This window comes from Niveispirillum sp. FG156, from assembly GCF_057809555.1.
The window spans coordinates 17123-44020 of sequence record NZ_JBMDKE010000019.1; the positions used below are offsets into that span (position 1 = coordinate 17123).

18 protein-coding genes are annotated in these 26898 nt (G+C 63.7%); 9 read left to right on the forward strand and 9 right to left on the reverse strand.

The window, feature by feature from the left end:
* Nucleotides 1–178: 178 nt before the first annotated feature.
* The 8 genes from ACODSP_RS13625 to ACODSP_RS13660 all read right to left on the reverse strand — a co-directional run bounded on the left by ACODSP_RS13625 (nucleotide 179) and on the right by ACODSP_RS13660 (nucleotide 13020).
* Nucleotides 179–1381 carry a PepSY-associated TM helix domain-containing protein gene (locus tag ACODSP_RS13625; protein WP_488966113.1) on the reverse strand — a complete coding sequence of 401 codons (1203 nt, stop codon included), beginning with the start codon at nucleotides 1379–1381 and terminating at the stop codon, nucleotides 179–181.
* A gap of 3 nt (nucleotides 1382–1384) precedes the next feature.
* Nucleotides 1385–3502: a TonB-dependent siderophore receptor gene (locus tag ACODSP_RS13630; protein WP_488966114.1), complete on the reverse strand. Its 2118-nt coding sequence runs from the start codon at nucleotides 3500–3502 to the stop codon at nucleotides 1385–1387.
* Between the two features lie 232 nt (nucleotides 3503–3734).
* Entirely contained in the window at nucleotides 3735–6683 is a 2949-nt protein-coding gene (locus ACODSP_RS13635; protein ID WP_488966115.1) for a TonB-dependent receptor domain-containing protein, read from the reverse strand.
* Nucleotides 6684–6775: 92 nt separating this feature from the next.
* Nucleotides 6776–7858: an alpha/beta hydrolase fold domain-containing protein gene (locus ACODSP_RS13640; protein WP_488966116.1), complete on the reverse strand. Its 1083-nt coding sequence runs from the start codon at nucleotides 7856–7858 to the stop codon at nucleotides 6776–6778.
* 286 nt (nucleotides 7859–8144) lie between these two features.
* Nucleotides 8145–8813 carry a TetR/AcrR family transcriptional regulator gene (locus ACODSP_RS13645; protein WP_488966117.1) on the reverse strand — a complete coding sequence of 223 codons (669 nt, stop codon included), beginning with the start codon at nucleotides 8811–8813 and terminating at the stop codon, nucleotides 8145–8147.
* Between the two features lie 69 nt (nucleotides 8814–8882).
* A complete protein-coding gene (locus ACODSP_RS13650; RefSeq protein WP_488966118.1) occupies nucleotides 8883–9365 on the reverse strand; it encodes a DUF3237 family protein in 483 nt (160 codons plus the stop codon).
* Nucleotides 9366–9376: 11 nt separating this feature from the next.
* Nucleotides 9377–10957, reverse strand: a complete 1581-nt coding sequence (locus tag ACODSP_RS13655; protein WP_488966119.1) for a carboxylesterase/lipase family protein — start codon at nucleotides 10955–10957, stop codon at nucleotides 9377–9379.
* A 170-nt stretch (nucleotides 10958–11127) separates the two neighbouring features.
* On the reverse strand, nucleotides 11128–13020 hold the full coding sequence (locus tag ACODSP_RS13660) for a bifunctional sugar phosphate isomerase/epimerase/4-hydroxyphenylpyruvate dioxygenase family protein (protein ID WP_488966120.1): 1893 nt from the start codon (nucleotides 13018–13020) through the stop codon (nucleotides 11128–11130).
* 155 nt (nucleotides 13021–13175) lie between these two features.
* Between ACODSP_RS13660 and aroQ the strand changes: the two genes are divergently transcribed.
* The 7 genes from aroQ (at nucleotide 13176) to ACODSP_RS13695 (ending at nucleotide 21908) form a co-directional block, all read left to right on the forward strand.
* Nucleotides 13176–13640 (forward strand): type II 3-dehydroquinate dehydratase, encoded by a 465-nt coding sequence (gene aroQ / locus ACODSP_RS13665; protein ID WP_488966121.1) that lies wholly within the window; start codon nucleotides 13176–13178, stop codon nucleotides 13638–13640.
* Nucleotides 13637–14488, forward strand: a complete 852-nt coding sequence (locus ACODSP_RS13670) for a shikimate dehydrogenase (protein WP_488966122.1) — start codon at nucleotides 13637–13639, stop codon at nucleotides 14486–14488. The genes aroQ and ACODSP_RS13670 overlap by 4 nt, the downstream gene beginning before the upstream one ends.
* 52 nt (nucleotides 14489–14540) lie before the next feature.
* Entirely contained in the window at nucleotides 14541–15878 is a 1338-nt protein-coding gene (locus ACODSP_RS13675; protein ID WP_488966123.1) for an MFS transporter, read from the forward strand.
* Between the two features lie 130 nt (nucleotides 15879–16008).
* On the forward strand, nucleotides 16009–17172 hold the full coding sequence (gene prpC / locus ACODSP_RS13680; protein WP_488966124.1) for a bifunctional 2-methylcitrate synthase/citrate synthase: 1164 nt from the start codon (nucleotides 16009–16011) through the stop codon (nucleotides 17170–17172).
* Nucleotides 17173–17209: 37 nt separating this feature from the next.
* Entirely contained in the window at nucleotides 17210–19846 is a 2637-nt protein-coding gene (gene acnD, locus ACODSP_RS13685) for a Fe/S-dependent 2-methylisocitrate dehydratase AcnD (RefSeq protein WP_488966125.1), read from the forward strand.
* Nucleotides 19846–21033, forward strand: a complete 1188-nt coding sequence (gene prpF / locus ACODSP_RS13690; protein WP_488966126.1) for a 2-methylaconitate cis-trans isomerase PrpF — start codon at nucleotides 19846–19848, stop codon at nucleotides 21031–21033. Before acnD ends, prpF begins: the two co-directional genes overlap by 1 nt.
* 14 nt (nucleotides 21034–21047) lie before the next feature.
* On the forward strand, nucleotides 21048–21908 hold the full coding sequence (locus tag ACODSP_RS13695) for an isocitrate lyase/PEP mutase family protein (RefSeq protein ID WP_488966127.1): 861 nt from the start codon (nucleotides 21048–21050) through the stop codon (nucleotides 21906–21908).
* Nucleotides 21909–21991: 83 nt separating this feature from the next.
* On the opposite strand, the gene metE is transcribed toward ACODSP_RS13695, so the two are convergent.
* The gene (metE, locus tag ACODSP_RS13700; protein ID WP_488966128.1) at nucleotides 21992–24286 is read right to left on the reverse strand and encodes a 5-methyltetrahydropteroyltriglutamate--homocysteine S-methyltransferase; all 2295 of its coding nucleotides are present in this window, start codon (nucleotides 24284–24286) and stop codon (nucleotides 21992–21994) included.
* 109 nt (nucleotides 24287–24395) lie between these two features.
* On the opposite strand from metE, the gene ACODSP_RS13705 reads away from it, so the two are divergent.
* Together ACODSP_RS13705 and ACODSP_RS13710 are read left to right on the forward strand one after the other, a co-directional pair.
* Complete coding sequence (locus ACODSP_RS13705; RefSeq protein WP_488966129.1) at nucleotides 24396–25316, forward strand: LysR family transcriptional regulator; 921 nt, start codon at nucleotides 24396–24398, stop codon at nucleotides 25314–25316.
* A gap of 149 nt (nucleotides 25317–25465) precedes the next feature.
* Nucleotides 25466–26887, forward strand: coding sequence for a short-chain fatty acyl-CoA regulator family protein (locus ACODSP_RS13710; protein ID WP_488966130.1), 1422 nt, complete (start codon nucleotides 25466–25468; stop codon nucleotides 26885–26887).
* The last annotated feature ends 11 nt before the right edge of the window (nucleotides 26888–26898 follow it).

Sequence of the window (26898 nt, forward strand, 5' to 3'; positions counted from 1 at the left end):
ATGATGCCGGCTTGGATGTCGGCTGCCAAGGAATAGTAGCCAATCTCGGCGCCCAATGGTAGCCAATTTTGGATATTCAGGAGCTTAAAATTTTTGATCCTTAAAAATCATTATATTTCAATGTTATGGTTCGTCGAAACCACCCCGCATCCTGGACCTTGCTCCGCGACCCCCCCTTTCAGGCCAGCATGGCGCCGGGGGCAAGGGCCAGTGACAGGATGATCAGGCCCAATGCCGGATAGGCCCACCAGCCCATGCCGCGCCAGGCCCGGACCCAGCCATTGCGGCTTTCGGTCCCCGATGCGGCGGCGGCGCGAAGGCGCAGGCTGTAGATCATCACCCCGGTCACCGACAGGCCTGTCAGCAGGATGCCCGCCAGAAACCAGACAATCTTTGTGGCAAAGCCGCCCAGTGTGCCGAAATGCAGGGGGTCCGCCATTTCCGATATGCGCTGATGGGCCGTCAGTTCCTCCCCCCTGCTGACCAGCAGAACCGCGCCGTCATCGGGGTTCAGCCAGACGGCGTTCGACCGGTCGCGTACCAGCCAGGCATCGGCCTGCCCCATCAGCACCAGACCCCGCGCGCCCTTGGCCGTGGGATAGCGGATTTCACGGATATCCAGGCCGGGATAGGCGCGCAGGCCCGTCTCGATCAGGGCGTCAAGGGCCGGTCCCACCGGCTGTGCCACCGTGATGGAGAGGGCAGGGGCCCTAGGATGGTCAGGCGCGTCACCACCCAGCGATTCCACCATGTACCAGACGCCTGTCACCGCGATCAGGGCCACGAACCACAGGCTCCACAGCCCGGCCAGCCGGTGCAGATCGCCCGACAATCTGCGCCCATCCCCGCCGCGCGGCCGCTTGAAAAAGCCACGCCACCATTTCTTGTAGGTGACGATGCCGCTGACCAGCGAGGCCAGCAGCAGAATGGCCAGGGTGCAGACGATGGGCACCCCCAGCTTCACGGGCAGCATCAGATGGCGATGCGTCTCCCGCAGGAAGCGCTGGATATTGTACCAGCCCGCCACCCCTGTGACCCGCCCCGTATAGGGGTCCAGATGCACGCGGGTGGGCCGGGCGGTTCCCGTATCCAGCCAGGCCTCAGCCGCGAAGCCGGGATGCGGCGGCGCATAGATCTGTGCCAGCCGCCCGCCGGGCACGACCTCCTGCGCCGATGCCGCCAGCGTACCCCAGGAGGCCTTCGGTCCCTCCTGCGGCATCACCCGCATCGATGGCGTGACCAGCCAGTCCAGTTCGGCGGAGAACACGGCCAGCGTGCCCGTTGCCAGGATGAAGGTCATGAACAGGGATAGTTTCAGCCCGGCCCAGGCATGGACCGCCCACCAGACCGACCGCCGCTTCCGTTCTTTCGCCGCCGCCATGGTTTAGAAGGTCCGCCGCAGTTCGACGAACCAGGTGCGCGGCTCGCCGGGGAAATGGCCGTTATGGGTGGTGAAGCCCGACGCGGCATATTCCTTGTCGAACAGGTTCTTCACCCGGAACATCGCTTCCGCGAAGCCCAGATCCGTGATGATGGAGGCGTCGAAGATCGTGTAGGGCTTCACCGTCTGGCCGTTCAGGCTGAGGCGCCTTGAGACATGTTCCCCGCCAAAGGCGAAGCCGGTATCGATAGCCGGCACCTGATAGCGGGTCCAGAAGCCAACCTTATGGCGCGGGGCATTGGCAAAGCGGTTGCCCACGGCATTGGTCAGGCTCTGCCCCGGCACCGTGCCCGTGATCTTGGTGTCGTTATAGCCGTAATTGGCCGTGAACACCCAGTCGGGCGTGATATCGGCGGAAAGGTCCAGTTCCAGCCCCTTTGCCGTCACCTCGCCCACGGGGCTCAACTGGTTGACGCCATTGACGGGCGCCTTGGTGGTGTCGGTCTGCACCATGTTTTCGCGCACGATGCGGTAGATGGCGCCGTTGGCCTGGATGCGGCCACCCAGCAGCGCCGTCTTCACACCGGCTTCCACCTGCCGGCCCGTTATCGGGTCGAAGGGACCGCCGGCATTGTCCGCCTGGCTGGCGATCGCCTGTGGTTCGAAACTGTTGGCGAAGCTGGCATAGAGGGACACTTCGTCCGTGGGCTTATAGATCAGGCCCGTCCGCCAGGTGTAGTCGCCGTCGGAGAAGTCCGAACCATTGACGCGGTTGCGGTCCTTGAAATGGTCATAGCGAATGCCGGCCAGGGCGATCCAGTGCTGGCCCAGTCCGACCTGATCCTGCAGGTAGACGCCCTGGCGTTCGGTGCGGGTGTCCGTCCGGCTGAACGGCACATTGGACAGGTTATAGGCGGCACCGGAGGTCAGGCCATAGACACGGTTGGTCAGGCTGGTATCAGGCACGGGACCGCCGGCATTGCTGGCCGCTGCGGAGCGCTGCATCAGGATCGCATCCTCGCGATACCAGTCGCCACCGAACAGGAACTGGTGATCCAGCCCGGCCAGTTCCGTGTCGGCAATGAAATTGGTGGCCATGGACAGGGCATCGCTATCCCGCTTCTGGTCACGGAATTCACGTCGGACCATGTCCAGGATACCGTCGCGGTTGCTGTCATAGGTGCCGCGCGGTTCGTGATATTGCTGCACCTCGTTGGATTTGAACCAACGCACGCCGGCATCCATGCGGATGGCATCTGTCAGCCGCGTATCCAGCTTGGCCTGCAGCACATCGGATTTCAGCTTCGAATAATCCGTCGGCTCATTATGGTTCCAGGTGATGGGGGCCAGATAGACGCCGTCATTGGTGACGGGGATGCCGCGCAGGCGGTTGGCGGGCAGGTCCTGGTCATAGTGGATGACCTGAAGCGTCAGCTTCGTCTCATCCGCCAGACGGATGCGCAGGCTGGCATCGCCGATCGCCGTCTCGTTGCCGGCGCCGACCCGGAAACTGTCCATCTCCTCATAATAGGCACCGACACGGTAGGCGAAGCGGCCTTCCTCATCGATGGGGCCCGTCACCTCCGCCGCACCGCCCAAACGGTCGTAATTGCCGGCAAAGGCCCGCACCTCGCCCCGGAAATCGTCCTGGGGCGTCTTGGTAACATAGTTCAAGGACCCGCCCGGTGCCGCCGGGCCATACAGCATACCTGCCGGACCCTTCAGCACCTCCACCCGTTCGATATTGAACAATTGCGGTACGGCAAAGCCGATGAACGGGTCACCGCGCATCCCGTCATAATAGGCCTGTTCCTGGCGGAAGCCGCGGAAGGTGACGCCGGCATAGGTGAAGAAGGACAGGCCGGAAATGTTGCGGTACAGGTCCGTGACGTTGCGCGCCCCCAGATCCTTGATCAGTTCCGCGTTGATCACCTGCACCGCCTGCGGGATATCCAGGATGTTGGCGGGTACCTTGCCGATGGTGGTTTCTTCCACCCGGTACAGGCGCTGCACGCGGCCCGTGACGATGATTTCTTCCGTCATCGTCGCCGCCGGTTCCGCCATCGCGGCCCCACCCATCAACGTGGCGGCGCAAACGCCCATCATCCACCATGCCCGCATTTTTAGAACCCTCACATGAAATTGAGAATAATTCGCAGATGCGATAGCGGGTCAAAGGCAGCGGGTCAACATGCATATGTGCGATACATGCATGCGCGCAGTTTCGACGGGGACGTATCCGTTTTTTCCCCGAATCGGAAATGAAAACGGCGGCACAGGTGATATCCTGTGCCGCCGTTTGTGCGAGGGGGGAATTGGGTCGCTGCTGATCCAGATCAGCAGCGACCATTCATTAGAACTTCGCCCGCAGGCCGACATAGTAGGAGCGACCAACCGCGTCATAGACGGCGACATCGGTGCTGTTCTGTGAACTGGCCACGATGGGCAGGCCACGGTCGAACAGGTTGGTGACACCGGCGCGCAGTTCGATGCTCTCATTGACCCGGACATTGCCGAACAGGTCGAACAGGTTATAGGCCGGCACGCCGCGCGACGGGTTGGTGGGCGTGGTCACCGCCGTCACGTCATCCATCGCCCCCTGATACCGCCAACGCAGACCGATGCCGAACAGGTCGGAGCGGTAGCCGACGGTGGTCAGCGCCTTCCAGCGCGGCAGGGCGCGGCCCAGCGTGCTGGTATTCACATAATCCTGGAACGCGCTGCCGGGCAGGGTCTGGATATTGTAGTGGTTGACCCAGCCGATGACGGGCGTGACATAAATCTCGGCGCTGGGATCGCCGACATCGGCACCGATATCCGACAGGCTGGCCGACCAGTTGATCTGCACATCGATACCGTCGGTTTCCAGCCCGCCCAGGTTCAGGAAGGGCAGGCTGACATCCTGCAACTGGCCCTGCGCGTCGCGGGTCAGCAACTGGCAGAACTCGTTCGTCGCGGCATAGGTGGGGTTGGAACCGTCGAGATTATAGCACTTGGACAAGGTGGTGAGGCCCGGCACGCCGGAGATCACCTCCTTGATCTTGATGTTGTAATAGTCGACGGAGATGGTGGTGCCGCCGTACCACGGGCTGTCGCCCGGCACGGTCAGGACGGTGCCGATATTGAACGTGTCGGCCTTCTCCGGGGTCAGACCCAGATTGCCACGGATGGTGCCGCCGGTTGCCGTGGTGGGGAAAGTGTAGGTGTCGATGACGTTGGCCGGCACGCCCTGCGCGATGCAAAGGGCGCGGACCTGTGCCCCGCCGGCGCCGGTGCGGGCAATGGAGCGCACGTCGCAGGGATCACCGACAGAGGCCGGCGGCGTGCCGAACTGCACCTGCGTGCCCGTCGGCGGGGAGAACAGCTCCCCGATATTCGGCGCACGCACCGCGCGCTGATACGACCCGCGCAGCATCAGGGCGTCAACCGGCTTCCAGCGCAAGTCACCTTCATAGGATTTGACGCTGCCCGTGGTGGAATAGTCGGAATAGCGGGCGGCGGCACCGATGGCCAGTTCCTCCGCGAACTCCGCCCCGCTGATCAGCGGGATATCCACCTGACCGGCAATTTCCTTCAGGTTGATATTGCCGCGTGCCGATGCGGAACCGGTCACCGCCTCGATATTCTGGGCGGCCAGATCGCTGTCGGGCGTAAACCGGTAGGTGTTGCGGCGGTAGGAGGCGAGCAGCGCCACCTGCAACGGACCGGCGGGCAGTTCGACCACGGGGCCGGACAATTGCCCCTGTACCTGGCTCTGGCTCAGCTTCTCCGTGCTGAGCGCCGTCTTGGTCATATAGGTCTTGCAGGCGTCGGAGATGCGGGTGGAATTGCTGATGCCGAACGGGTTGAACCCGCCCGCGCACAGCGAATTGCCGCCATCCGTCGCGTTCAGCAGGTTCTGCACCTTGCTCTTCACCACGGCATTGTACAGCGCCTGATCATGCAGGCTCTGGTCATAGGAGCTGTAGAGATCCCACTTCCAGCTGCCGGCCAGATCGCCTTTCAGGCCCAGGGCGAACTGGCTGACCTTGTACTGTTCGTCCCAGTTCTTGTCGGCAATGCCGACATAACGACCGTTCCAGGTGAAGGGGGCATTGGGGTTGGGACGCGATGCCAGGATGGCGCGCAGGTCGGCGGGGATGAAAGGATTGGTGGTGGGAATGGTGGTCAGATTGCCGATCTGGGTCAGGCTGCCGCCGCTTTCGGTGTTCACGAGGCTGTCGACATACATGAACTGGCCATAGGCGGTGACGCCGTCGGCCACTTCATAATCGAAGGAGCCGAAGGCTGTCTTGCGTTCCAGGGAGTTCTGGAACTGCACCTGTTGGCCCACGGGCATGCGGACATTGCCAGCAATGATGGCATAGCCATTGTCCGTCGGACCCTTGTAGTTCAAGGCGCCCGTCTGCACGAACAGCGAACCGTCATTGTTGAAGCCCAGGTTCAGCGTACGGCCCACGGTGGAGGTGACGCCATATTTGGCAAAGACGCTGTTGATGGCGGCCTGGGTCGGCAGGTTGGCGGCGTTGGGCACATAGGTACCGGTACCGATGAAGGAGGAGGGGGTGACGAATTCGAAGAAGGAACGCTTGGACCCCTGCAGGCCCGGACGGTCAGTATAGCTGGCCGTCAGCATCATGTGGCCCTTGTCTTCGGCAAAGGCGCTGCCCAGCGTGACGGAGGCGGATTTCTTGAAAACGTCACCGCGCTCGTCCTGACCGAACTGCACATCGGCGCGGACACCGTCAAAGGGCTGGATGGTCTTGAAATTGACCACGCCGGACATGGCGTCGGAACCATAGATGGCGGATGCGCCACCCGTGATCACATCGACGCTGCCAATGACGGCTTCGGGCAGGATGTTGATATCGACATTGCCGTTGATGTCGGACAGCGGCAGGCGTTTGCCGTTCAGCAGCACCAGATTGCGGTTGGAGCCAAGGCCGCGCAGGTTCAGGCTGGCGCGGCCACCGCCGCCCTGTCCGCCTGTGCTGGAGGTGCCGGCAGCGGTGAAGGAAGGCAGCTGGTTCAGCGCGGCCTCAACCTCTACCTGGCCGCTTTCCTTGATGGATTCCGTCGATACGGTGGTGATGGGGCTGACCGCGACATTGTTGGGCCGCTGGATCAAGGAGCCGGTGACCACGATCTCTTCGATCAGCTCGGCCTTGCCGGCATCGGCCTGCTGGGCCAGCGCCGGGCCGGCCAGCATCATGCCGGCGGCCAGCGACAGGGCCAGCGGCGAGGCGCCGTGCCGCAACCGGCCATGAACCGGCGGGCGTGTCTTGATCATCTTCTTGTTCATGTTTTCCTCCCCTTTTTAGCGTGCAGGGGTCACCGTTCCGGCAACGGCACGGGCCCCGGCTTTGCTTTTGCTGATTGTGCGACCGGTCCCCGTCAGCGGGGCCCGATTGCCGTCTGGATGAAATCAAGCGTGTCGGCCAGCGCCTGACGGCTAACCTCCACGGTGCGTTCGGGCTTTTCGGCGATCCAGCTATGGTTGGCGCCGTCGAAAATGCGGGTCTTTACAGAGACATTGGCGGCGGCCAGGGCAGAGGCGAACCGGTCCTGCTGTGCCACCGGCACGACATTGTCGTCGCGGCCGTGCAGCAACAGGAAGGGCGGGTCCTTGGCATCGACATGCGCGATGGGCGAGGCCTGGCGCACCCGGTCAGCGTCGCAGCCGCTACCCGTGCAGCCCAGGAACCGGCGCATCGGTTCCGTCGGCGGCGCATCCTTGTTCAGGTAGCTGGGCATGGTGGCCAGATCATAGATGCCGAACCAGGAGACAACCGCCTGCACGCAATCCGACGCCTGTTCCACCCCACCCGCACCCGTGGGCACGGTTTCAACGGTGGCGGGCCGGGCGGGGGCCGGTGCATCCTCTGCAAAGGCCGGGTCGGCGCAGCTTGCACCCACCAGGGCCGCCAGATGACCGCCCGCCGACTGTCCCCAGGCAGCGAACCGCGTGGGATCGACGCCGAACCGGGAACCATTGGCGCGCAGCCAGCGGATAGCGGATTTCACATCCTTGGCCGCAGCGGGGAACGGCGCCTCGCCGGAGAAACGGTAACTGACGGAGGCCACGACATAGCCCTGGGCCGCGATGGAGGCCAGAACCTTGGGCCAATCCTGAAAGGCCGCACTGCGGCGCGGGCCACCACCCATCCAGCCGCCACCATGGATATAGACGATGACAGGCCGAGTCTTGCCATCCTGTCCCGCACCTGCCGGCAGGAACAGATCCAGCTTCAGTGGCCTGTAACCCGGCACGGTCTTGTAGACCACATCCGGCATACCGGTTACGCCATCGGCGAAAGGCACCGTGATGGTGGAAAAGGTATCGGCCCCCACCTGCTGTACCGAGGCACCGACAGCGGCACTGGCCGCGACATCGGCGCCACCGGCATGGGCCACAGGCCCGATGGCCGTGGCCGACAGGCACAGGAACGCGGATATGGCGGTGACGGAACGCTTCATTCTTCCCCCCGACCTTTATTTTTGATTTTGCGGGTCCCGACGGACGATGCCAGACGGCCCGACTTTTCTTTCGATGGAGTTAATGTACGAAACAGTTCGTACGTCGTCAATTGTGTTTGTTATACCGCAGTGCGTTTCTTTGCGGATGCTGGAAATCATCTGCGATGGGAGTGGCTTTCTGCGTGCTGGGAACCGCCTCGGCGGCGACCGCCGCCGCGCGGCCCATGCCGTGTAAGCCAAGCCGCCGGATGGCGGCGCCCGGCGCCTGAGGAAGACTGAGAACCGTTCAGGCCTTGCGGCACCAGGTCATGACGATCTCCACCACCTGTTCCTTGCGTCGTGCCGCAGCCTCTTCGGACCCCAGCTCGTAGCCGAAAATGGTGGAGAAGGTGTAGCGGTTGGAGACGTTGTAGAAGCTGAGCGCGCTAATGGTCATGTGCAACTCGACCGGGTCGATATCCGCCCGGAACAGCCCTTCGGCCACACCCTTGTCCAGAATGGCCTTCAGGCCCTGGATCACATGCTGGCTGCGGCGCTTGATGCCATCGACATTGCCGATGAACGACCCGTGCAGGATATTTTCGTTCATCACCAGCCGGACGAATTCCGGGTTCTTGAAATGGTGGTCGAAGGTCAGGCGGATATGGGCCTTCAATGCCTCTTCCGCGCCGACATCCAGGATGGGCAGGGCCGCCTCCGAATCACGGATGGCGATATATTCCTGTTCCAGGACCGCCTGATACAGCCCTTCCTTCGATCCGAAATGGTAATAGATCATCCGCTTGGACGTGTCGGTCTTTTCCGCGATCTCGTCGATGCGGGCCCCCATCAGGCCCTTGTCGGCGAATTCGCGGCGGGCCACGGCCAGGATATTGGCCTTGGTCTCATCGGCTTCGGCGGCGCGGGGATTGCGGGCCGGGGTTGCCGATTTCGACTTGGGCGCCGGGGCGTTCATGGATGATCCGTTGGATGATGATGGTGCGGGGCCACAGGATAATGCGGCCCCGCGCGTTTTGAAGCGAATTCAGCCTTCCGCCGCAAAGACACTGATGATCACGGCCCCGCCACCGGGCACGGGCGTGATCCTTCCGACAAAAATGCGGCGGTTCAGCCATTCATATTTGCCGGCGGGCGCATGGAAGGCGGGCGTGGTCATCAGGTAACGCGGGTCGGGGACCGACAGTCCCTTGTTGTGCACGATGATGACGGCGCCATCATCGGTGCGCAGGGAATAGAGCGCCTCAATCTCCCGCACGCCGTCGGGCCGGTCGATCTGCCAGTCGGCACCACCGGCCATCACCTCGCCCTTGATCCCGTCACCCGTGAAGGTACCGCCGGTGATGGGGATGAAGCGGCGCTTGCCATGGTCGCTCACCCCCACCTCCACCGCCGGATCGACGGTGACACGCGCTTGCAGGACCAGGCGCAGGCCGGGCGTGGGGACCGGTTCATAGGCCTGGCTGGCGGCGGGACAGAGCAGCATCAGCAGCAAAAACAGATATTTCATCAGGCCCTCCCTCAATCCCGCACGCGCGGCGTGCTGGCCGGTGCCGGGGGCGGGGCTTCCCACCCGGCCAGCAGGTCCAGCGTGGCATAGCGCGGCCAGTCCGCCACCCGCACCTGTTCACCCAGTTCCATCAGGCGCGGCTTCTTCGCATCGAAACGCGACCAGTCGGGTGACGGGGCGGCTCCCCTGGCGAAGGAAAGCAGCATGGATTGCATGCGGGTGGCGAGGTCCATATCCACCGGTTCCCAGTCGCGGGTGCGGCGGAACAGGTTCAGCGCGTCCAGCGTGCCCAGCCAGTAGGGCACATCGCCGGTATGATAGGCGCCCACCGTTGCCGGATCATGGTCGGCGAAGCGGATACCCGGCGTATAGGGATGGCGGCGGGTGAACAGCCAGACATAGGCCGGCTGCTTCTGCGCGCGTGCCCAGGCAGCAACCTGCCGGCCGACGGTGGCATCGCGCTGGATATCGGTGATGGCGCGGGGAATGCCGCCTGCCTCCTTGACGGCATAGGCCTTCAGGACCTTGTCCGCCACATTGGGGAAGGATTGCCGGATCAGCGCCTCATAGGCGGGCAGATCGGCGGCACCGCCCAAGCTGCGGAAGCTTTCATCGCGGGTGAAGCCGATCATCACCGGCACGTCGCTATGCCCGTCCGTCTTCATCGCCTGATCGGGCGGCAGCGGTAGCACCTTGCCATCCAGCACGATGGGGGAGCGGCGGGGCAGGGCGGTGGCGATGATCCGGTCGCCGGCCACCGCCCGCATGTCGGCCAGGGACCCGGCTTTCAACGCGTCCTGCAACCGCTTGCCGTCTGCCTCCGCATCGGCCAGCGGGATGGGCGGCAGCAGAGCGCCAAAGGGGCTGCCGCTCATGCCGACGGCGCGGTGGAACAGGCCCTTGGCCTCCGGACTGGCCATCAGCAGGCCGATGGACATCGATCCCGCCGATTGCCCCACCAGGGTGACATTGCCGGGATCACCACCGAAGCCCGCGATATTATCGCGGACCCAGCGCAGGCCCTGGATCTGGTCCATCAGCCCGTAATTGCCGGAATGGCCCCCGCCTTCCGCCGTCAGTTCGGGATGGGCCAGAAAGCCCAGTGTGCCGACACGGTAGGAGAGGGCGACATAAACCACGCCCTGCTTTGCCAGAAACTCCCCGGAATAGTTGGGCATGCTGGCGGAGCCGACATTGAACGCCCCGCCATAGATCCAGACCATGACCGGATAGGGCTTGCCCGCCGGTGCCGGTTCTTTAGGTGCCCAGACATTCAGGTAAAGGCAATCCTCGCTGATCGCCTCATGCCCGAAATAATGGTTGATGGTGGACCCGCGCATGGGTTGCAGGCACATGGGCGCGAAACGGTCGGCATGCAGCACCCCCGTCCAGGGAGCAACCGGCTGCGGCGGACGCCAGCGCAGATCGCGCAGGGGCGGGGCTGCGAACGGCACCCCCAGAAAGGCGTTGACGCCGCTGTCCAGCCGCTTGCCCTCGATCATGCCGCCATCGACCGTCACGGTCTGGGCGGATGCTATAACGGGCAGGGACAGGCAGGCAACGCCCAGTAGCAGGCGGGACCAGATGGACATGTTTCCTCCTGTTTTTACGACCCGCTCGCCATCCCGATCCCCCACGTGGTCCCCGCGAAAGCCGGGACCACGTGGGCTGTAGGAACAACGACCGGATGCATTGTTTGACATCATGGAAAGGTTGGGCATGTGGCCCCTGGGTCCCGGCTTCCGCCGGGATGACGAAGGGGTCAATAAACCGTGTCGGTGTTGAACCGGGACTGTGCGGCCAGCCGGACAGCGGCATTAGCCGCGCCATAGGCGTCGTATCCACGCCGTTGGACGAATTCGAAGAAGAAGCGCTTGGCAAAGGCGCGGGAATAAAGCTGGAAGAACTCGGCATCGTCGGTCCGGTCATACAGGATGTCGTGGGCCGCCATCCGTTCCACCAGATCGGGGTCCAGGCCGAACCGCGCCTCGATATCGTCATAGTAGTTGCGGGGGATGGGCAGCCGTTCCAGCCCGCGTTCCTGCAACGCCTTTGCGGTCGCAAAGATATCGCCGGTGGAAAGCGCCACATGCTGTACGCCCGCACCCAGATAATGGTTCAGGAAGCGCGATGTCAGGGTCTGTGCCGCCGCAGACCCGTTCAGGGTGACGCGGAACGACCGGTCACCATTCTCGATCGCCTGACTATGGACGATGCCCAGCGGATCGGCGATTTCAAGCTGCGGCGTCTTGGTCACGTCGAACAGCGCGAAATAATAGAGCAGCCAGGACAGGAATTCCTCATACCCCATGGCCTGCGCGATATGGTCGATGCGGGTCAGGCCGACGCCGGGCACCGCCGCCTCTGTCAGCGGTACGAAATCATTGCGCCAAACCTGTTCCTGGGTCCCGTCCTCGATGAAATAGATCAGGCTGCCGCCCACCCCGCGGACACAAGGAATGTCCGTCTCTCCCGACCCCACCGCCTGGGCAAAGCGCGGGATGCGCAGGCTGTCGGCACGGTCCAGCGCCGCCGGCACATCATGCACCCGCAGGGCCAGTGCACAGACCGACGCGCCATGCACGATGGAATGGCTGTGGGCAAAGCCCTCCGTCTCTCCATTCAGGACGATGTTGATGTCGCCCTGGCGCCAGCGGGTGACGGCCTTGCTGATATGCCGCCCCACCGGTTCAAAGCCCATGCTGGCCAGCATGGCGCCCAGCGGCCCCGCCTCTTCCTCCGTGGCGGCAAATTCGATGAACTCCACCCCGCGCACATCGATGCGCGGCGGCATGGTGGCCGGACGCTTCAGCCGGGCCAGCGCCTCATCCTCCACCAGTTTCAGCGAGCGGTAGCCGTCCAACGCGATGCCAGATGCGGAGCCGGCGCGGAACCGGTCGTTGAAAATCTCCAGCGACAGCGGCCCGCGATAACCGATGGCGATCAGCGCCTTGACGTAATCGGTGATGGGCAGGTCGCCCTGCCCCGGCATATTGCGGAAATGCCGGCTCCAATACAGGTGATCCATGTCCAGGCGCGGGGCGTCGGCGATTTGCACGATGAACAGCTTGGCCGGGTCGATATCGCGGATGCTGTCGATGGGTACATTGCGGGCCAGCGAATGGAAACTGTCCAGGATCAGGCCGATATTCGGATGGTTGACGCGGTGGACAATGTCCCAGGCGTCGCGGTGATCATGCACATGCCGGCCCCAGGCCAGCGCCTCATACCCCACGCGCAACCCCCGCACCGCCGCCAGTTCGCCCAGGTCGCGGAAATCATCCACGATGCGCCCGCGTTCCGGCAGCGATTGTGGCGAAACGTTCGAACAGACCAGCAGCAGGTCGGTGCCCAGTTCCGCCATCACATCGAACTTGCGCAGCATCCGCTCAAAGGTGCGGGTGCGCAGGGTGCCGGGCATGCCCTCAAAATCGCGGAAGGGCTGGAACATGGTGATGGTCAGGCCCAGATCGGCCGCGATGCGCCGCACATCGGCGGGACGGCCATCGAAGGTCAGAAGGTCGTTCTCGAAAATCTCGACACCGCTGAACCCAGCCGCCGCTGCGGCTTCCAGCTTGCCGGTCAGGGTGCCGCTGATCGAAACGGTCGCAATGGATTTGGCCAGGCCGCCGGTCGGCAATTCCGCCCGTTCCATGGTACCCCTCCCTTATCATGATTGCTGCTGATTATCGGGTCGTTGAAAGACGCACCTTGACGTGAACGTACTATTTCGTACACATTCACGCAACGGCCAATCCCATGGGCCGATCAACGACAAACACCGCCTTTCACCGGGCGCAGGGGGGAATTTTGCCGGACCCTGTGGAACGAAAGCCTGTTCACATCCTGAACGGGCCCAATCTTAATTTGCTGGGCACGCGGGAACCGGAAAAATACGGTCGCCGCACGCTGGCCGATATCGAGGATGGCTGCCGCCGGCATGGGCTGGCGCTGGGCCTGACTGTCCTCTGCCGGCAGAGCAACCATGAAGGCGCGCTGATCGACTGGATCCATGCGGCGCGCAGCGACGCGTCGGGGATCATCCTCAATCCCGGCGCCTATACCCACACCTCGGTCGCCATCATGGATGCGCTGCTTTCCTGCGCCATCCCGGTGGTGGAGGTGCATCTGACCAACATCCACCGGCGGGAAGCCTTCCGCCACCATTCCTATGTGTCGCTGGCGGCGACAGGTGTCATTTGCGGCCTTGGTGCCGATGGATATCTGGCCGCCCTCACCTTTCTCGCCAACAGCCTCGGGAACAGCCCATCATGAGCGGGAAATCCATCCTCGCGGGCCTGATCGGGTCGGGGATACAGGCATCCCTGACACCGCGCATGCATGAACAGGAGGGGGCGCGTCAGGGCCTCCGCTATGTCTATCGCCTGATCGACCTGAAACAGCTGGGTCTGGATGTGGCGGCCTTGCCCGATCTGGTGGCAGGCGCGCAGCGGTTCGGCTTCAACGGCCTGAACATCACGCATCCCTGCAAACAGGCGGTGATCCCGCTGCTGGACGAACTGTCGCCCGAAGCCGCCGCCATCGGTGCCGTCAATACTGTCGTCCTGAAGGATGGGCGCAAGACCGGCCACAATACCGACTGGTGGGGTTTCGCCGAGGGGTTCCGGCGCGGCCTGCCCGATGCCGATCTGCGCCATGTGGTGCAGCTGGGGGCGGGTGGGGCCGGGGCCGCCGTCGGCTATGCGCTGCTGCGGCTGGGTGCCGACCGCCTGTCGATCTTCGATGTGCAGCTGGCGCGGGCTGAGGAACTGGCCGATCGCCTGAACAGCCTGTTCGGGGAAGGGCGCGCCAGGGCCGTGCAGTCGCCGGATGCGGTGCTGCCCCACGCCCATGGTCTGGTGAACACCACGCCGCGCGGCATGGCCGACTATCCGGGCCTACCGGTGGCGCAGACGCTGCTGCGCCCTGACCTCTGGGTGGCGGAAATCATCTATTTCCCCATTGAGACGGAACTGCTGCGCACGGCCCGCCAGCTGGGCTGCCGCACGCTGGATGGCGGCGGCATGGCCCTGTTCCAGGCGGTGGGCGCCTTCCGGCTGTTCACCGGCATCGAACCGAATGCCGGTGACATGGGGACGGATTTCAAGGCAATGCTGCCTTAATCGCCGTGACGCGGCCCGACAGAAGGCCTTGCACGGACCAGGGAGGAAAAGAATGTCGAACAAGCCGGGCCACAAGACCGACCGGGCCAGTGCCGAATTCCAGGCGCGTGTCGCCGCCCTGGAGGCCGCACCCATGGGGCGCACGCGCCTGATCGTGGTGCTGCTCTGTTTCGTCCTGAACCTGCTGGACGGGGTGGATGTGGTGCTGCTCACCTACGCGGCACCTGTCATCGCCCAGGAATGGGGGCTGAAGGATGGGGCGCTTGGCATTGTGCTGACGGCCAGCCTGTTGGGTACGGCCTTTGGATCGATGCTGATGGGGCCGGTGGCTGACATGATCGGGCGGCGCAAGGTGGTGCTGATCGCCATCACCCTGATCGGGTCCGGCATGCTGCTGGCCGCCACGGCCCATGACATGGTGATGCTGGCCATCTGGCGGGTTGTGACGGGGGTGGGCATCGGGGCCATCCTGGCCTCCATGGCCTCCATCACCTCGGAATTCTCCAACGCCCGGCTGCGCAGCTTCTGGGTGGCGTTTCTGCAGGCCGGCTGGCCCATCGGGGCCATCATCACCGGCTTTGCGTCCGCCGTCTTGATCCAGGTCTATGGCTGGAAGCCGCTATTTGTCGGGTCGGGCCTTCTGTCGGTCATCATTCTGCCGGTGGTCGCCTGGCTGATGCCGGAATCATTGCAGTTCCTGGCCAAACAGGATGCGCCCGACCGGTTGGCGCGCATGAACCATCTTCTGGTGAAACTGGGTCAGCCGGCCTTGAACGAAGCCCCGCCCCTGCCGGCCAAGCGCGGGGTGAAACTGTCGGCCCTGTTCGAGGGGCATCTGGCCCGCTCCACCCCCGCCTTGTGGTTGGGCATGACCATGGGCTGGGCCGGGCTTTACTTCCTGATCAGCTGGATCCCCCGCATCGCCGTCAATGCCGGCCTGCCGCTGGATCAGGCCATCATGGCCGGCGCCACCTTCAATATCGGCGCCTTCGTCGGCAGTGCGGGCATCGGCCTTCTGGCGACGCGGTTGCCGTTGAACCGGCTAATCCCTGGGTTCTTGGGCGCTGCGACCCTGGCGATGCTGCTGTTCGGTTGGGTCTCCCTGCCGATCATGGCAACCTTCGCCACCATTCTGGTTCTGGGTGTTTTGGTGCAGGGCGGGTTCAACGCGTTCTATCCCATGGCGGCACAACTTTATCCCACGGAAATCCGCACCACGGGCATTGGCACCGCTATGGCCGTGGGGCGCAGCGGCGCCATTCTGGGCCCGCTGGCGGCGGGTTACCTGATGCAGATCGGTACCGACCGCGGCATGCTGTTCCTGATCTATGCAGTGCCCCTGGCCATCGCGGCCCTGGCGGCATGGCGGGTTGCATCCAAGCCGTCGTGAGGTGCGCCTTCACAACATTCACCGATTAACAGGTTTTTCGCGGCAGATATTCACCATTTCAGCCATTCACCTGACGGGGGCGTTCCCGCGATGATGCGCTATCACGCACATCAAGAACAGGAAACGCCCCATGAGTGCAGCAGTGGCCGAGACCGTATCCGCGTTCAAGCCGAAGAAATCCGTGGCACTGTCGGGCGTTACGGCCGGCAATACCGCCCTTTGCACCGTTGGCAAATCCGGCAATGATCTGCATTACCGGGGCTATGACATCCTGGACATCGCGGAGCGGTGCGAGTTCGAGGAGGTGGCCCATCTGCTGATCCATGGCAAGCTGCCGACAGCGGCGGAGCTGAAGGCCTACAAGGCCCGGCTGCGCGCCATGCGTGGCCTGCCGACCAATGTCCGGCAGGCGCTGGAATGCCTGCCCGCATCGGCGCATCCGATGGATGTCATGCGTACCGGCGTCTCGGCCCTGGGCTGTGCCCTGCCGGAAAAGGATGATCACAACATCCCCGGTGCGCGCGACATTGCCGACCGGCTGATGGCTTCGCTGGGGTCGATGCTGCTCTACTGGTACCATTGGTCCACGAATGGCAAGCGCGTCGATGTCGATACCGATGATGACAGTATCGGCGCGCATTTCCTGCATCTGCTGCATGGTACGAAGCCGTCCGCGCCGTGGGAGCGGGCGATGCATACATCCCTGATCCTTTATGCCGAGCATGAGTTTAATGCCTCGACCTTCACAGGCCGGGTGATTGCGGGCACGGGATCGGACATGTATTCCGCCGTGACCGGTGCCATCGGCGCCCTGCGCGGGCCCAAGCATGGCGGCGCCAACGAGGTCGCGTTCGAAATCCAGAAGCGCTACGACAACCCCGACGAGGCGGAAGCCGATATCCGCGCGCGGGTGGAGCGTAAAGAGGTGGTGATCGGCTTTGGTCACCCGGTCTACACCGTCTGCGACCCCCGCAATGAAATCATCAAGCGGGTGGCCAATCAGCTTTCCACGCAAGCGGGTTCCACCAAGATGTTCGATATCGCCGCCCGGCTTGAGGCCGTGATGTGGGACGTGAAGCGGATGTTCCCGAACCTGGACTGGTTCAGCGCCGTCTCCTATCACATGCTGGGCGTGCCCACGGCGATGTTCACGCCGCTGTTCGTGATCGCCCGCACCTCCGGCTGGGCGGCCCATATCATCGAACAACGCCTCGACAACCGCATCATCCGGCCAAGCGCCAATTATGTCGGCCCCGAAGACCGCGCCTTCGTACCCTTGGACCAACGGTTCTGACCGTACCGTCACAGGCTGGTTTAAGATCGGAAGTGCCATGAATAGTTATTATCGCAAACCGCTACCCGGTACTGGGCTCGACTATTTCGACGCGCCCGCTGCCGTGGACGCCATCCGTGCGGGGGCGTGGGCGGGTCTGCCCTATGTTTCCCGCATCCTGGCCGAACAACTGGTGCGCCGCTGTGATCCATCCCTGCTGTCCGATGCGCTGCGACAGCTGGTGGAACGGCGGCGGGACATGGATTTTCCCTGGTATCCGGCCCGCGTCGTCTGTCACGACATTCTGGGGCAGACGGCCCTGGTTGATCTGGCGGGGCTGCGCGATGCCATCGCGGAACAGGGGGGTGATCCGTCCCGTGTGAACCCGGTGGTGCCGACACAGCTGATCGTCGATCATTCGCTGGCTGTGGAACATGCCGGTTTCGATCCGGACGCGTTCGTCAAGAACCGGGCCATCGAGGACCGGCGCAATGAGGACCGTTTCCATTTTATCGAATGGGCAAAGCACGCGTTCGAGAATGTCGACGTAATCCCCGCCGGCAACGGCATCATGCATCAGATCAATCTGGAAAAGATGTCACCCGTCATCCAGGCGCGCGACGGGGTGGCCTTTCCCGACACCTGCGTCGGCACTGACAGCCACACGCCGCATGTGGACGCGCTGGGCGTTGTTGCCATCGGTGTCGGCGGGTTGGAGGCGGAAACGGTGATGCTGGGCCGGGCCTCCATGATGCGGCTGCCCGATATTGTCGGGGTGCGGCTGACGGGACAGTGCCAGCCGGGGATCACCGCCACCGACATTGTGCTGGCGCTGACATCCTTCCTGCGCGGCGCGCGCGTGGTTGGTGCCTGGCTGGAATTTTTCGGGGAGGGGGCGGACGGGCTGTCCATCGGTGACCGGGCTACGATTTCCAACATGTGCCCCGAATATGGAGCCACCGCCGCCCTGTTCCATATCGACCGGCAGACCATCGATTATCTGCGCCTGACCGGGCGGGAACCGGCACAGGTGGCACTGGTCGAAACCTATGCCAGGACGCTGGGCCTGTGGGCGGATGCCCTGCGGACGGCGGAATATGAACGGGTTCTGGAATTCGACCTGTCCGGCGTGGTCCGCGCCATGGCCGGCCCGTCCAATCCACACCGGCATTTGCCGACCACGGCATTGGCGGAACGCGGTATCGCCGGGAACCTTGGCCAGGCATTGGCACAGGAACAGGGCGGGCTGCTGCCCGATGGCGCCGTCATCATCGCGGCCATCACCAGTTGCACCAACACGTCCAACCCGCGCAATGTGGTGGCCGCCGGCTTGCTGGCCCGCAAGGCCAATGCCCTGGGACTGCTGCGCAAGCCATGGGTCAAAAGCTCCTTCGCACCGGGGTCCAAGGTGGCCCGGCTCTATCTGGAAGAGGCGGGCCTGCTGACGGAGCTGGAGAGGCTTGGTTTCGGGATCGTCGCCTATGCCTGCACCACCTGCAACGGCATGTCGGGCGCGCTGGACCCGGCCATCCAGCGGGAGATCGTGGCCCGCGACCTGTACACCGCCGCCGTTCTGTCCGGTAACCGCAATTTCGACGGCCGTATCCATCCCTATGCCAAACAAGCCTTCCTGGCCTCGCCACCGCTGGTCGTCGCCTATGCCATTGCCGGCACGGTGCGTTTCGATATTGAACGTGATGTGCTGGGCATCGATCCTGATGGCAACCCGGTCACGCTGAAGGATTTGTGGCCCAGCGATGCGGAAATTGATGCCGTCGTGGCCGCCAGTGTCAGGCCCGAACAGTTCCGGCAGATCTATGAACCCATGTTCGGCACGGGCCGGAAAGCGGTGGCGAAGGTCAGCCCGCTTTATGACTGGCGGCCGCAGTCGACCTATATCCGCCGGCCCCCCTACTGGGATACCGACGGGGTCGGGGCGCTGGCGGCCCATCCCCGGACGTTGAAGGATATGCGCCCGCTGGCCATCCTGCCCGACAATATCACCACCGACCATCTGTCGCCGTCCAACGCCATCCTGGCCAACTCGGCAGCGGGGGAATATCTGGCGCGGATGGGGGTGCCGGAGGAGGACTTCAATTCCTACGCCACCCATCGCGGCGACCACCTGACCGCGCTGCGCGCCACCTTCGCCAACCCACAGTTGGTCAATGAAATGGCCGTGGTGGATGGGGTGGTGCAGCAGGGATCGCTGGCCCGTCTGGAGCCGGATGGCACGGTCATGCGGATGTGGGAGGTGATCGAGACCTATCTGGACCGCCGCCGCCCCCTGATCATCATCGCCGGCACCGATTACGGCCAAGGTTCCAGCCGCGACTGGGCGGCCAAGGGCGTGCGGCTGGCGGGGGTGGAGGTGATCGTGGCCGAGGGGTTTGAGCGCATCCACCGAACCAACCTGATCGGTATGGGCGTCCTGCCAGTGGAGTTCAAACCGGGCACGACGCGCCTGACCCTGGGTCTGGACGGCACGGAACTGTACGATGTGGCGGGCGACCGCCGGCCTGGTGCCGACCTGACCTTGACCATCCGCCGCCGCAACGGGGAACGGGTGGAGGTCCCGGTCACCTGCCGCCTGGATACCGAAGAGGAGCTGTCGATCTATGAGGCGGGCGGCGTGCTGCAGCGCTTTGCCCAGGATTTCCTGGCCGCGCAGAACCCGCAGAGGGAGGCGGTCTGATGTCTGACACCCCCCAGATGCGCATTCCCGCCACCTATATGCGCGGCGGCACCAGCAAGGGCGTGTTCTTCTGGCTGGACGATCTGCCGGAGCCCTGCCGCGTGCCGGGGTCCGCCCGCGACCGCCTGTTCCTGCGGGTGATCGGCAGCCCCGACCCCTATGGCCAGCAGATCGACGGCATGGGCGGCGCCACGTCCAGCACCAGCAAATGCGTGATCCTGTCGAAAAGCAGGCGCCCCGGCCATGATGTGGATTATCTCTATGGTCAGGTCGCCATCGACAGTGCCTTTGTCGACTGGTCGGGCAATTGCGGCAACCTGTCCACAGCGGCGGGTGCCTTTGCCATTCATGCCGGCCTCATCGACCCTGCGCTGGTGCCGGAGGATGGCGTCTGCATGGTGCGCATCTGGCAGGCCAATATCGGCAAGAGCATCATCGCCCATGTGCCCATCGCGGGCGGCAGGGTGCAGGAAACCGGCGGTTTCCTGCTGGATGGCGTGACCTTTCCGGCGGCGGAGATCGTGCTGGAATTCCTGGACCCGGCGGAGGAGGGCGAGGCGGGTGATGCCCTGTTCCCGACCGGGAGCCCGGTCGATGAGCTGGAGTTTGAGGGGCGGCGGCTGAACGCCACCCTGATCAATGCCGGCATCCCCACGATTTTCGTGAATGCCGCCGATATCGGCTATCGCGGCACGGAATTGCAGGGCGACATCAACAAGGACCCGAAGGCGCTTGCCCGGATGGAGGCGTTGCGTACCGTCGGCGCCCTGCGCATGGGCCTGATCCGCGACGCGGGTGAGGCGGCCCGCCGCCAGCATACGCCCAAGATCGCCTTTGTCGCCCCGCCCGCCGATTATGTGTCGTCCAGCGGCAAGACCGTGCCGGCGGGTGAGATCGACCTTCTGGTCCGCGCCCTGTCGATGGGCAAGCTGCACCATGCCATGATGGGAACCGCGTCGGTCGCCATCGCGACTGCGGCAGCCATTCCCGGCACCCTGGTCAATCTGGCAGCCGGCGGCGGCACCCGCAATGAAGTGTGCTTCGGCCATCCGTCCGGCACCCTGCGCGTCGGGGCCGAAGCGGCCCTGATTGATGGCAAATGGCAGGTGACCAAGGCGGTGATGAGCCGCAGTGCCCGCATCCTGATGGAAGGCTGGGTGCGTGTCCCCGCCCGCCTATTTGAATGATTGAAGGAAAAGCCATGTCTACCCGCAAGCAGCTCAAAGCCCTGGTGGAAGCCCGGCGCGGCGTGATCGTCCCCGGTGCCTTCAACGCATTGTCCGCCAAGGTGGTGGAGGATCTTGGGTTCGAAGCCATCTATGTCACCGGGGCCGGCGTCACCAACATGTGGTTTGGCATGCCCGACCAGGGCTTCATGGGACTGTCGGAGATTGCCGACCACACCGCCCGCATCCGCGATACGGTGGAGGTGCCGCTGCTGGTCGATGCCGATACCGGTTTCGGCAATGCGCTCAACGTCTATCACACCGTCCGTACCCTGGAGCGGGCCGGTGCCGACTGTATTCAGCTGGAAGATCAGGTGGCGCCCAAGCGCTGCGGCCATTTCAACGGCAAGGATGTGATCTCCACCGAGGAGGCGGTGTCCAAGATCAAGGCTGCCGTCGATGCGCGCCGTGACCCCGACCTGCTGATCATGGCCCGCACTGACGCCGCCGCCGTGCACGGGTTCGAGGCGGCGGTGGAACGCGCCCAGCTTTTTGCCGAAGCCGGGGCCGATATCCTGTTCGTGGAGGCGGTGACCAAGGCCGAAGAGGTCCGCGCCCTGCCACAGCGTCTGGACCGCCCGCAACTGATGAACATGGTCATTGGCGGCAAGACCCCGATCTTCAATGCCACCGAACTGGCAGGTCTTGGGTACGGCATCGTGCTCTATGCCAATGCCGCCCTGCAGGGCGCGGTGATGGGCATGCAAAAGGCGCTGACCGTGCTGCGCGATGAGCGGGAAGTGACGGAGGCCAGCGGCCTCGTCACCCCTTTCACCGAACGTCAGCGCCTTGTCGGCAAACCGCATTGGGATGCGCTGGATAAACGGTACACCTGACCCTCACCCTCCCGCGCCTGCCAAGGCGTGGGAGGGTGAGGGGGCAACAGTTCCCATGGGTCCCCGCCAACGCAGACCATCCGTCATGCCGCCTGGCCGCGCAAGGTCCGGGCGGCATTAACCATGCTGGCAAGGGCTGGCACCACCTCGCTCCATTGGCGTGTCTTCAGGCCGCAATCGGGGTTCACCCACAGCCGTTCGGCGGGGATGCGTTGGGCCGCCTTGTTCATCAGGTCGATGATCTGGGTCTCGGTCGGGATGTTCGGCGAATGGATGTCGTAGACGCCGGGACCGATCTGGTTGGGATAGTTGAAACTGTCGAAGGCGTTCAGCAGTTCCATGTCCGACCGTGACGTCTCGATCGTGATGACGTCGGCATCCATGTCCGCGATGGCGGCGATGATGTCGTTGAATTCCGAATAGCACATATGGGTGTGTATCTGGGTGTCATCCGCCACCCCGTTGGCGGTGATGCGGAAGCTTTCCACCGCCCATGCCAGATATTCCCCCCATTGCGACCGGCGCAGCGGCAGGCCTTCGCGCAAGGCCGCCTCATCGATCTGGATGATGCCGATCCCGGCCTTTTCCAGGTCCAGCACCTCTGCGCGGATGGCCAGGGCAAGCTGATAGCAGGACAAGGATCGCGGCTGGTCGTCGCGCACGAAGGACCAGTTCAGAATGGTGACCGGACCGGTCAGCATGCCCTTCATCGGCTTCGCCGTCAGCGACTGGGCGTAGATGATCCAGTCCAATGTCATGGCGCGCGGGCGGCTAATATCGCCGAACAGGATCGGTGGCTTCACACAACGCGAGCCATAGGACTGGACCCAGCCCGCTTGCGTGAAGGTGAACCCGTCCAGCTGTTCGCCGAAGTATTCCACCATGTCGTTGCGCTCGGCCTCGCCATGAACCAGCACGTCCAGGCCCAGGGCCTCCTGCTCGCGCACCGACCGTTCGATCTCCTGCCGCATGGCCTGCTGATAGCCTTGCAGATCCAGGGTGCCGGCCTTAAAGGCGCTGCGCGACAGCCGGATTTCCCTGGTCTGCGGGAAGGAGCCGATGGTGGTGGTGGGATAGAGCGGCAGGTTCAGGCGGGTCTGCTGCTTGGCCGTACGGTCGGCAAAGCCGCCCTTGCGTTGCCCCATCGCGGCATCGATCCCCGCCACGGCAGCCTTCACCGCCGGATCGTTGACACGCGCCGATGCACGGCGTGCGGCGATGGCCCCTGCATTGGCGGCCAGTTCCGCCGCGACCGCATCACGCCCCCGGCGCAGGGCCGTGGCCAGAAGGTCGATTTCGGCCAATTTCTGGACTGCAAAAGCCAGCCAGGGCTTCACTTCCTCATCCAGTTTGCGTTCCCCCGCCAGATCGACGGGAACATGCAGCAGGGAACAGGAAGGCGCGATCCACAGCCGATGTCCCAGTTGCCGGGCCACCGGCTCCAGCCAGTTCAGCACCGCCGTCAGGTCGGTCTTCCAGATATTGCGGCCATTGACGACGCCCAGGGAGATCACCCGGTCATCCGGCACGGCGCGGATCAGCGCCTCAACCTCGTCGCGGGCATTGATGGCATCCAGATGGATGCCCTGGACCGGCAGGCTGGCAGCCAGCGTCAGGTTTTCGTGCAGTTCGCCGAAATAGGTCGCCAGCAACAGGTTGACGCCGCTGTCCTTCAGGGCCGCATAGGCCTGCGTGAAGGCCTTTACCCATGCCGCATCCAGATCGGTGACCAGGATTGGTTCATCGATCTGCACCCATTCCACGCCCTGGCTGGCCAGGGTCCGCAGCAGTTCGGCATAGACAGGCAGCAGGCGTGGCAGCAGGGAAAGCCTGTCGGAACCATCCTTGGCCTTGCCCACGGCCAGATAGGTGACGGGGCCGACGATCACTGTCTTGGCCGCCAGGCCCAGTGCACGTGCTTCGGCCACCTGTTCCAGCAGGCGCGACGCATCCAGGGTGAAGTTTGTATCGGCGTCGAATTCGGGGACAATATAATGATAGTTGGTGTCAAACCACTTGGTCATCTCCCCGGCGGCGACACCGCCGCAGCAATTGGTGTGACCATCACCGCCCGCCGCCGAACGGCCCCGCGCGACGCGGAAATAGTTGTCCAGCGCATCACCATGGAAGCCGCGTACCCGTTCCGGCAGGTTGCCCAGCGTGAAGCTCATATCCAGGATCTGGTCATAGAAGCTGAAATCGCCCACAGGCACCAGATCAAGGGCTGCCTGGTCACGCCAGTGGCGGGCCCGCAGATCAGCGCCCGTGGTGATCAGCGCGTCGCGGGAACTCTGGCCTTTCCAATAGGCTTCCAGGGCGAACTTCAGTTCGCGTTTGGCGCCGATGCGCGGGAAACCGAGATTGTGGGTCGTTACCATGGTTTTCGCCTTGGAAATGGGGAGCGACCCGGACCATAGGATGTGAAAATGATGAATAAAAATGGTATGATTTCATGCATTAATGAAATCTGTTCATGCGTGAGCCGCCATGTCGATCCTGGAACGTATCCATCTTTCCATCATCCGTGAGGTGGACCGCCAAGGTTCACTGACCGCTGCCGCCGGCCAGTTGAACCTGACCCAGTCGGCGTTGAGCCATTCCATCCGTAAACTGGAGGATCAGATCGGCATTGCGGTCTGGCACCGGGAAGGGCGCAGCCTGCGTCCAACCCAGGCGGGGGAATGGCTGTTGGCGGTGGCCAATCGGCTGCTGCCGCAACTGACCCATGCCGAGGAGCGGTTGCAGCAGTTCGCCAAGGGGGAGCGGGGCAACCTGCGCATCGGGATGGAGTGTCACCCCTGCTATCAATGGCTTTTGAAGATCGTGGCACCTTATCTGGATGCCTGGCCGCGTGTTGATGTCGATGTCCGGCAGAAGGTGCAGTTCGGTGGCATCGGCGCGCTGTTCGGCTATGATATTGACATGCTTGTGACGCCTGATCCGCTGTTCAAGCCCGGTCTGCGGTTTGAGCCTGTGTTCGATTACGAGCAGGTGCTGGTTGTCGGGCCGGACCACAGGCTGCGCGGGGTCGAGTATGTCGAGGCACAGCAACTGGCGGACGAGACACTGATCACCTATCCGGTGCCGACCGACCGGTTGGACATCTATACCCGTTTCCTGATGCCGGCGGGGGTGGCGCCGAAGCGGCACAAGGAGATTGAGACCACCGACATCATGCTGCTGATGGTTTCCCACGGGCGCGGGGTGGCGGCATTGCCGCGTTGGATGGTGGAGGAGCTCGGGGGAAAGTTCGGGGTGTCGCCGGTGCGGTTGGGTCCCGACGGTGTCGGCAAGCAGATTTTCCTGGGTTTCCGTGAGGCCGATGCCGACATCGACTATCTGCGGGCCTTTGTGAACATGGCGCTGAGCCATCGTGAAGCATCGGAGGGGGCGGCCAGTATGGGCTGATATTCACTGTGATGGTGCTCCGCTCAATCTGCTTGCCAAGTGCTCCATCATTCTCAATATTCGCAAATTGAGATCGCGTCTGCTGCTAAATATTGTGAATATTTGTGCAGAGCGTGTTGAAAAATTGCGAATGATGCAAATGGTGTGGCATGCGTAAGCAGTTTGTGGGGGTCCGGCTGCGCCGGTTGCGGGAGGAGCGGGGGCTGAGCCAGGCGGCGCTGGCCCGGGCGCTTGAACTGTCGCCCAGCTATCTGAACCAGTTGGAACAGAATCTCCGGCCGCTTACCGTTCCCGTCCTGTTGAAGATCAACGCGGTTTTCGGCGTCGATGTGCAACTCTTCTCCGAGGATGAGGAGGCGCGTCTGGTGGCCAACCTTAGGGAGGCAATGACCGAAACCGGCGTGAAGGAGGGGGTGGCTCTTGCGGAACTGAAGGAACTGGCGTCCAGCATGCCGGCGGTGGGCCGGGCGTTTCTGTTCCTGCACCGCCGTTACCGCGAGGCCACGGGACGGCTGGAGCAGGTGTCGACCCGGCTGGGAGAGGATTGGCAGGCCACGCCAAAACCCCTGATGCCGTTTGAGGAGGTGCGGGATTTCTTCTATGCCCGCCATAACCATGTTGAACCGCTGGACAGCGCTGCGGAGAAGATGCACCGCAGCGCCAATCTGACCATCGGCAACATGGCACCCGGCCTTCAGGCACATCTGGAACGGCGCCATGATGTCAGGGTGGTGATGGTGGAACGCGGGCTGGAGAGTGATGGTGCGTCCCGCCGTTTTGACCGCACCAGCCGCACGCTTTACCTGTCCGCCGATCTGACGGCGGGGCAGCGGGCCTTTCACATGGCAACGCAGGTCGCCTTCCTGGAGCAGGCAGAAGCATTGGAACAACTGACGGCCCAGGCTGATTTCTCTGACGAGGAGGCGCGGCGCCTCGCCCGGATCGGGCTTGCCAACTATTTCGCGGGCGCGGTCATCCTGCCCTACCAGCCCTTCCTGTCGGCGGCGGAAAGCCTGCGCTATGACATTGAGCGGCTGGAGCGGCAGTTCGGGGTGGGGTACGAGACGATCTGCCACCGGCTCTCCACGCTGCAACGCCCCGACGCGCGCGGCGTGCCCTTCTTCTTTGTCAGGGTCGACAGGGCCGGCAATATTTCAAAAAGGCAATCGGCCACCGATTTCCACTTTTCCCGCGTGGGTGGCTCCTGTCCCCTTTGGAATGTGTACGAGGCCTTTGCCCAGCCTGGCCGCATCCTGACGCAGCGGGCGGTGATGCCGGATGGCCGCCAATATCTGTGGGTGGCGCGGACGGTAAGCCACGGTGCCGGCGGCTATGGTACCCCTGCCAAACAGTTTGCCATCGGCCTGGGCTGCGATATCCGGCATGCGGCGCGGCTGGTCTATGCCAAGGGAATGGACCTGTCGGATATGGATGCCGCGACGCCTATCGGTGCCGGCTGCAAGGTGTGCGAGCGGCGGGATTGCGCGCAACGGGCCTTCCCGGCCATTGGCCGCCCCCTCACCGTTGACGAGACGACGACGCGTTTTACACCCTATCGGGCGGAAACTTAGCCACTTTCGCT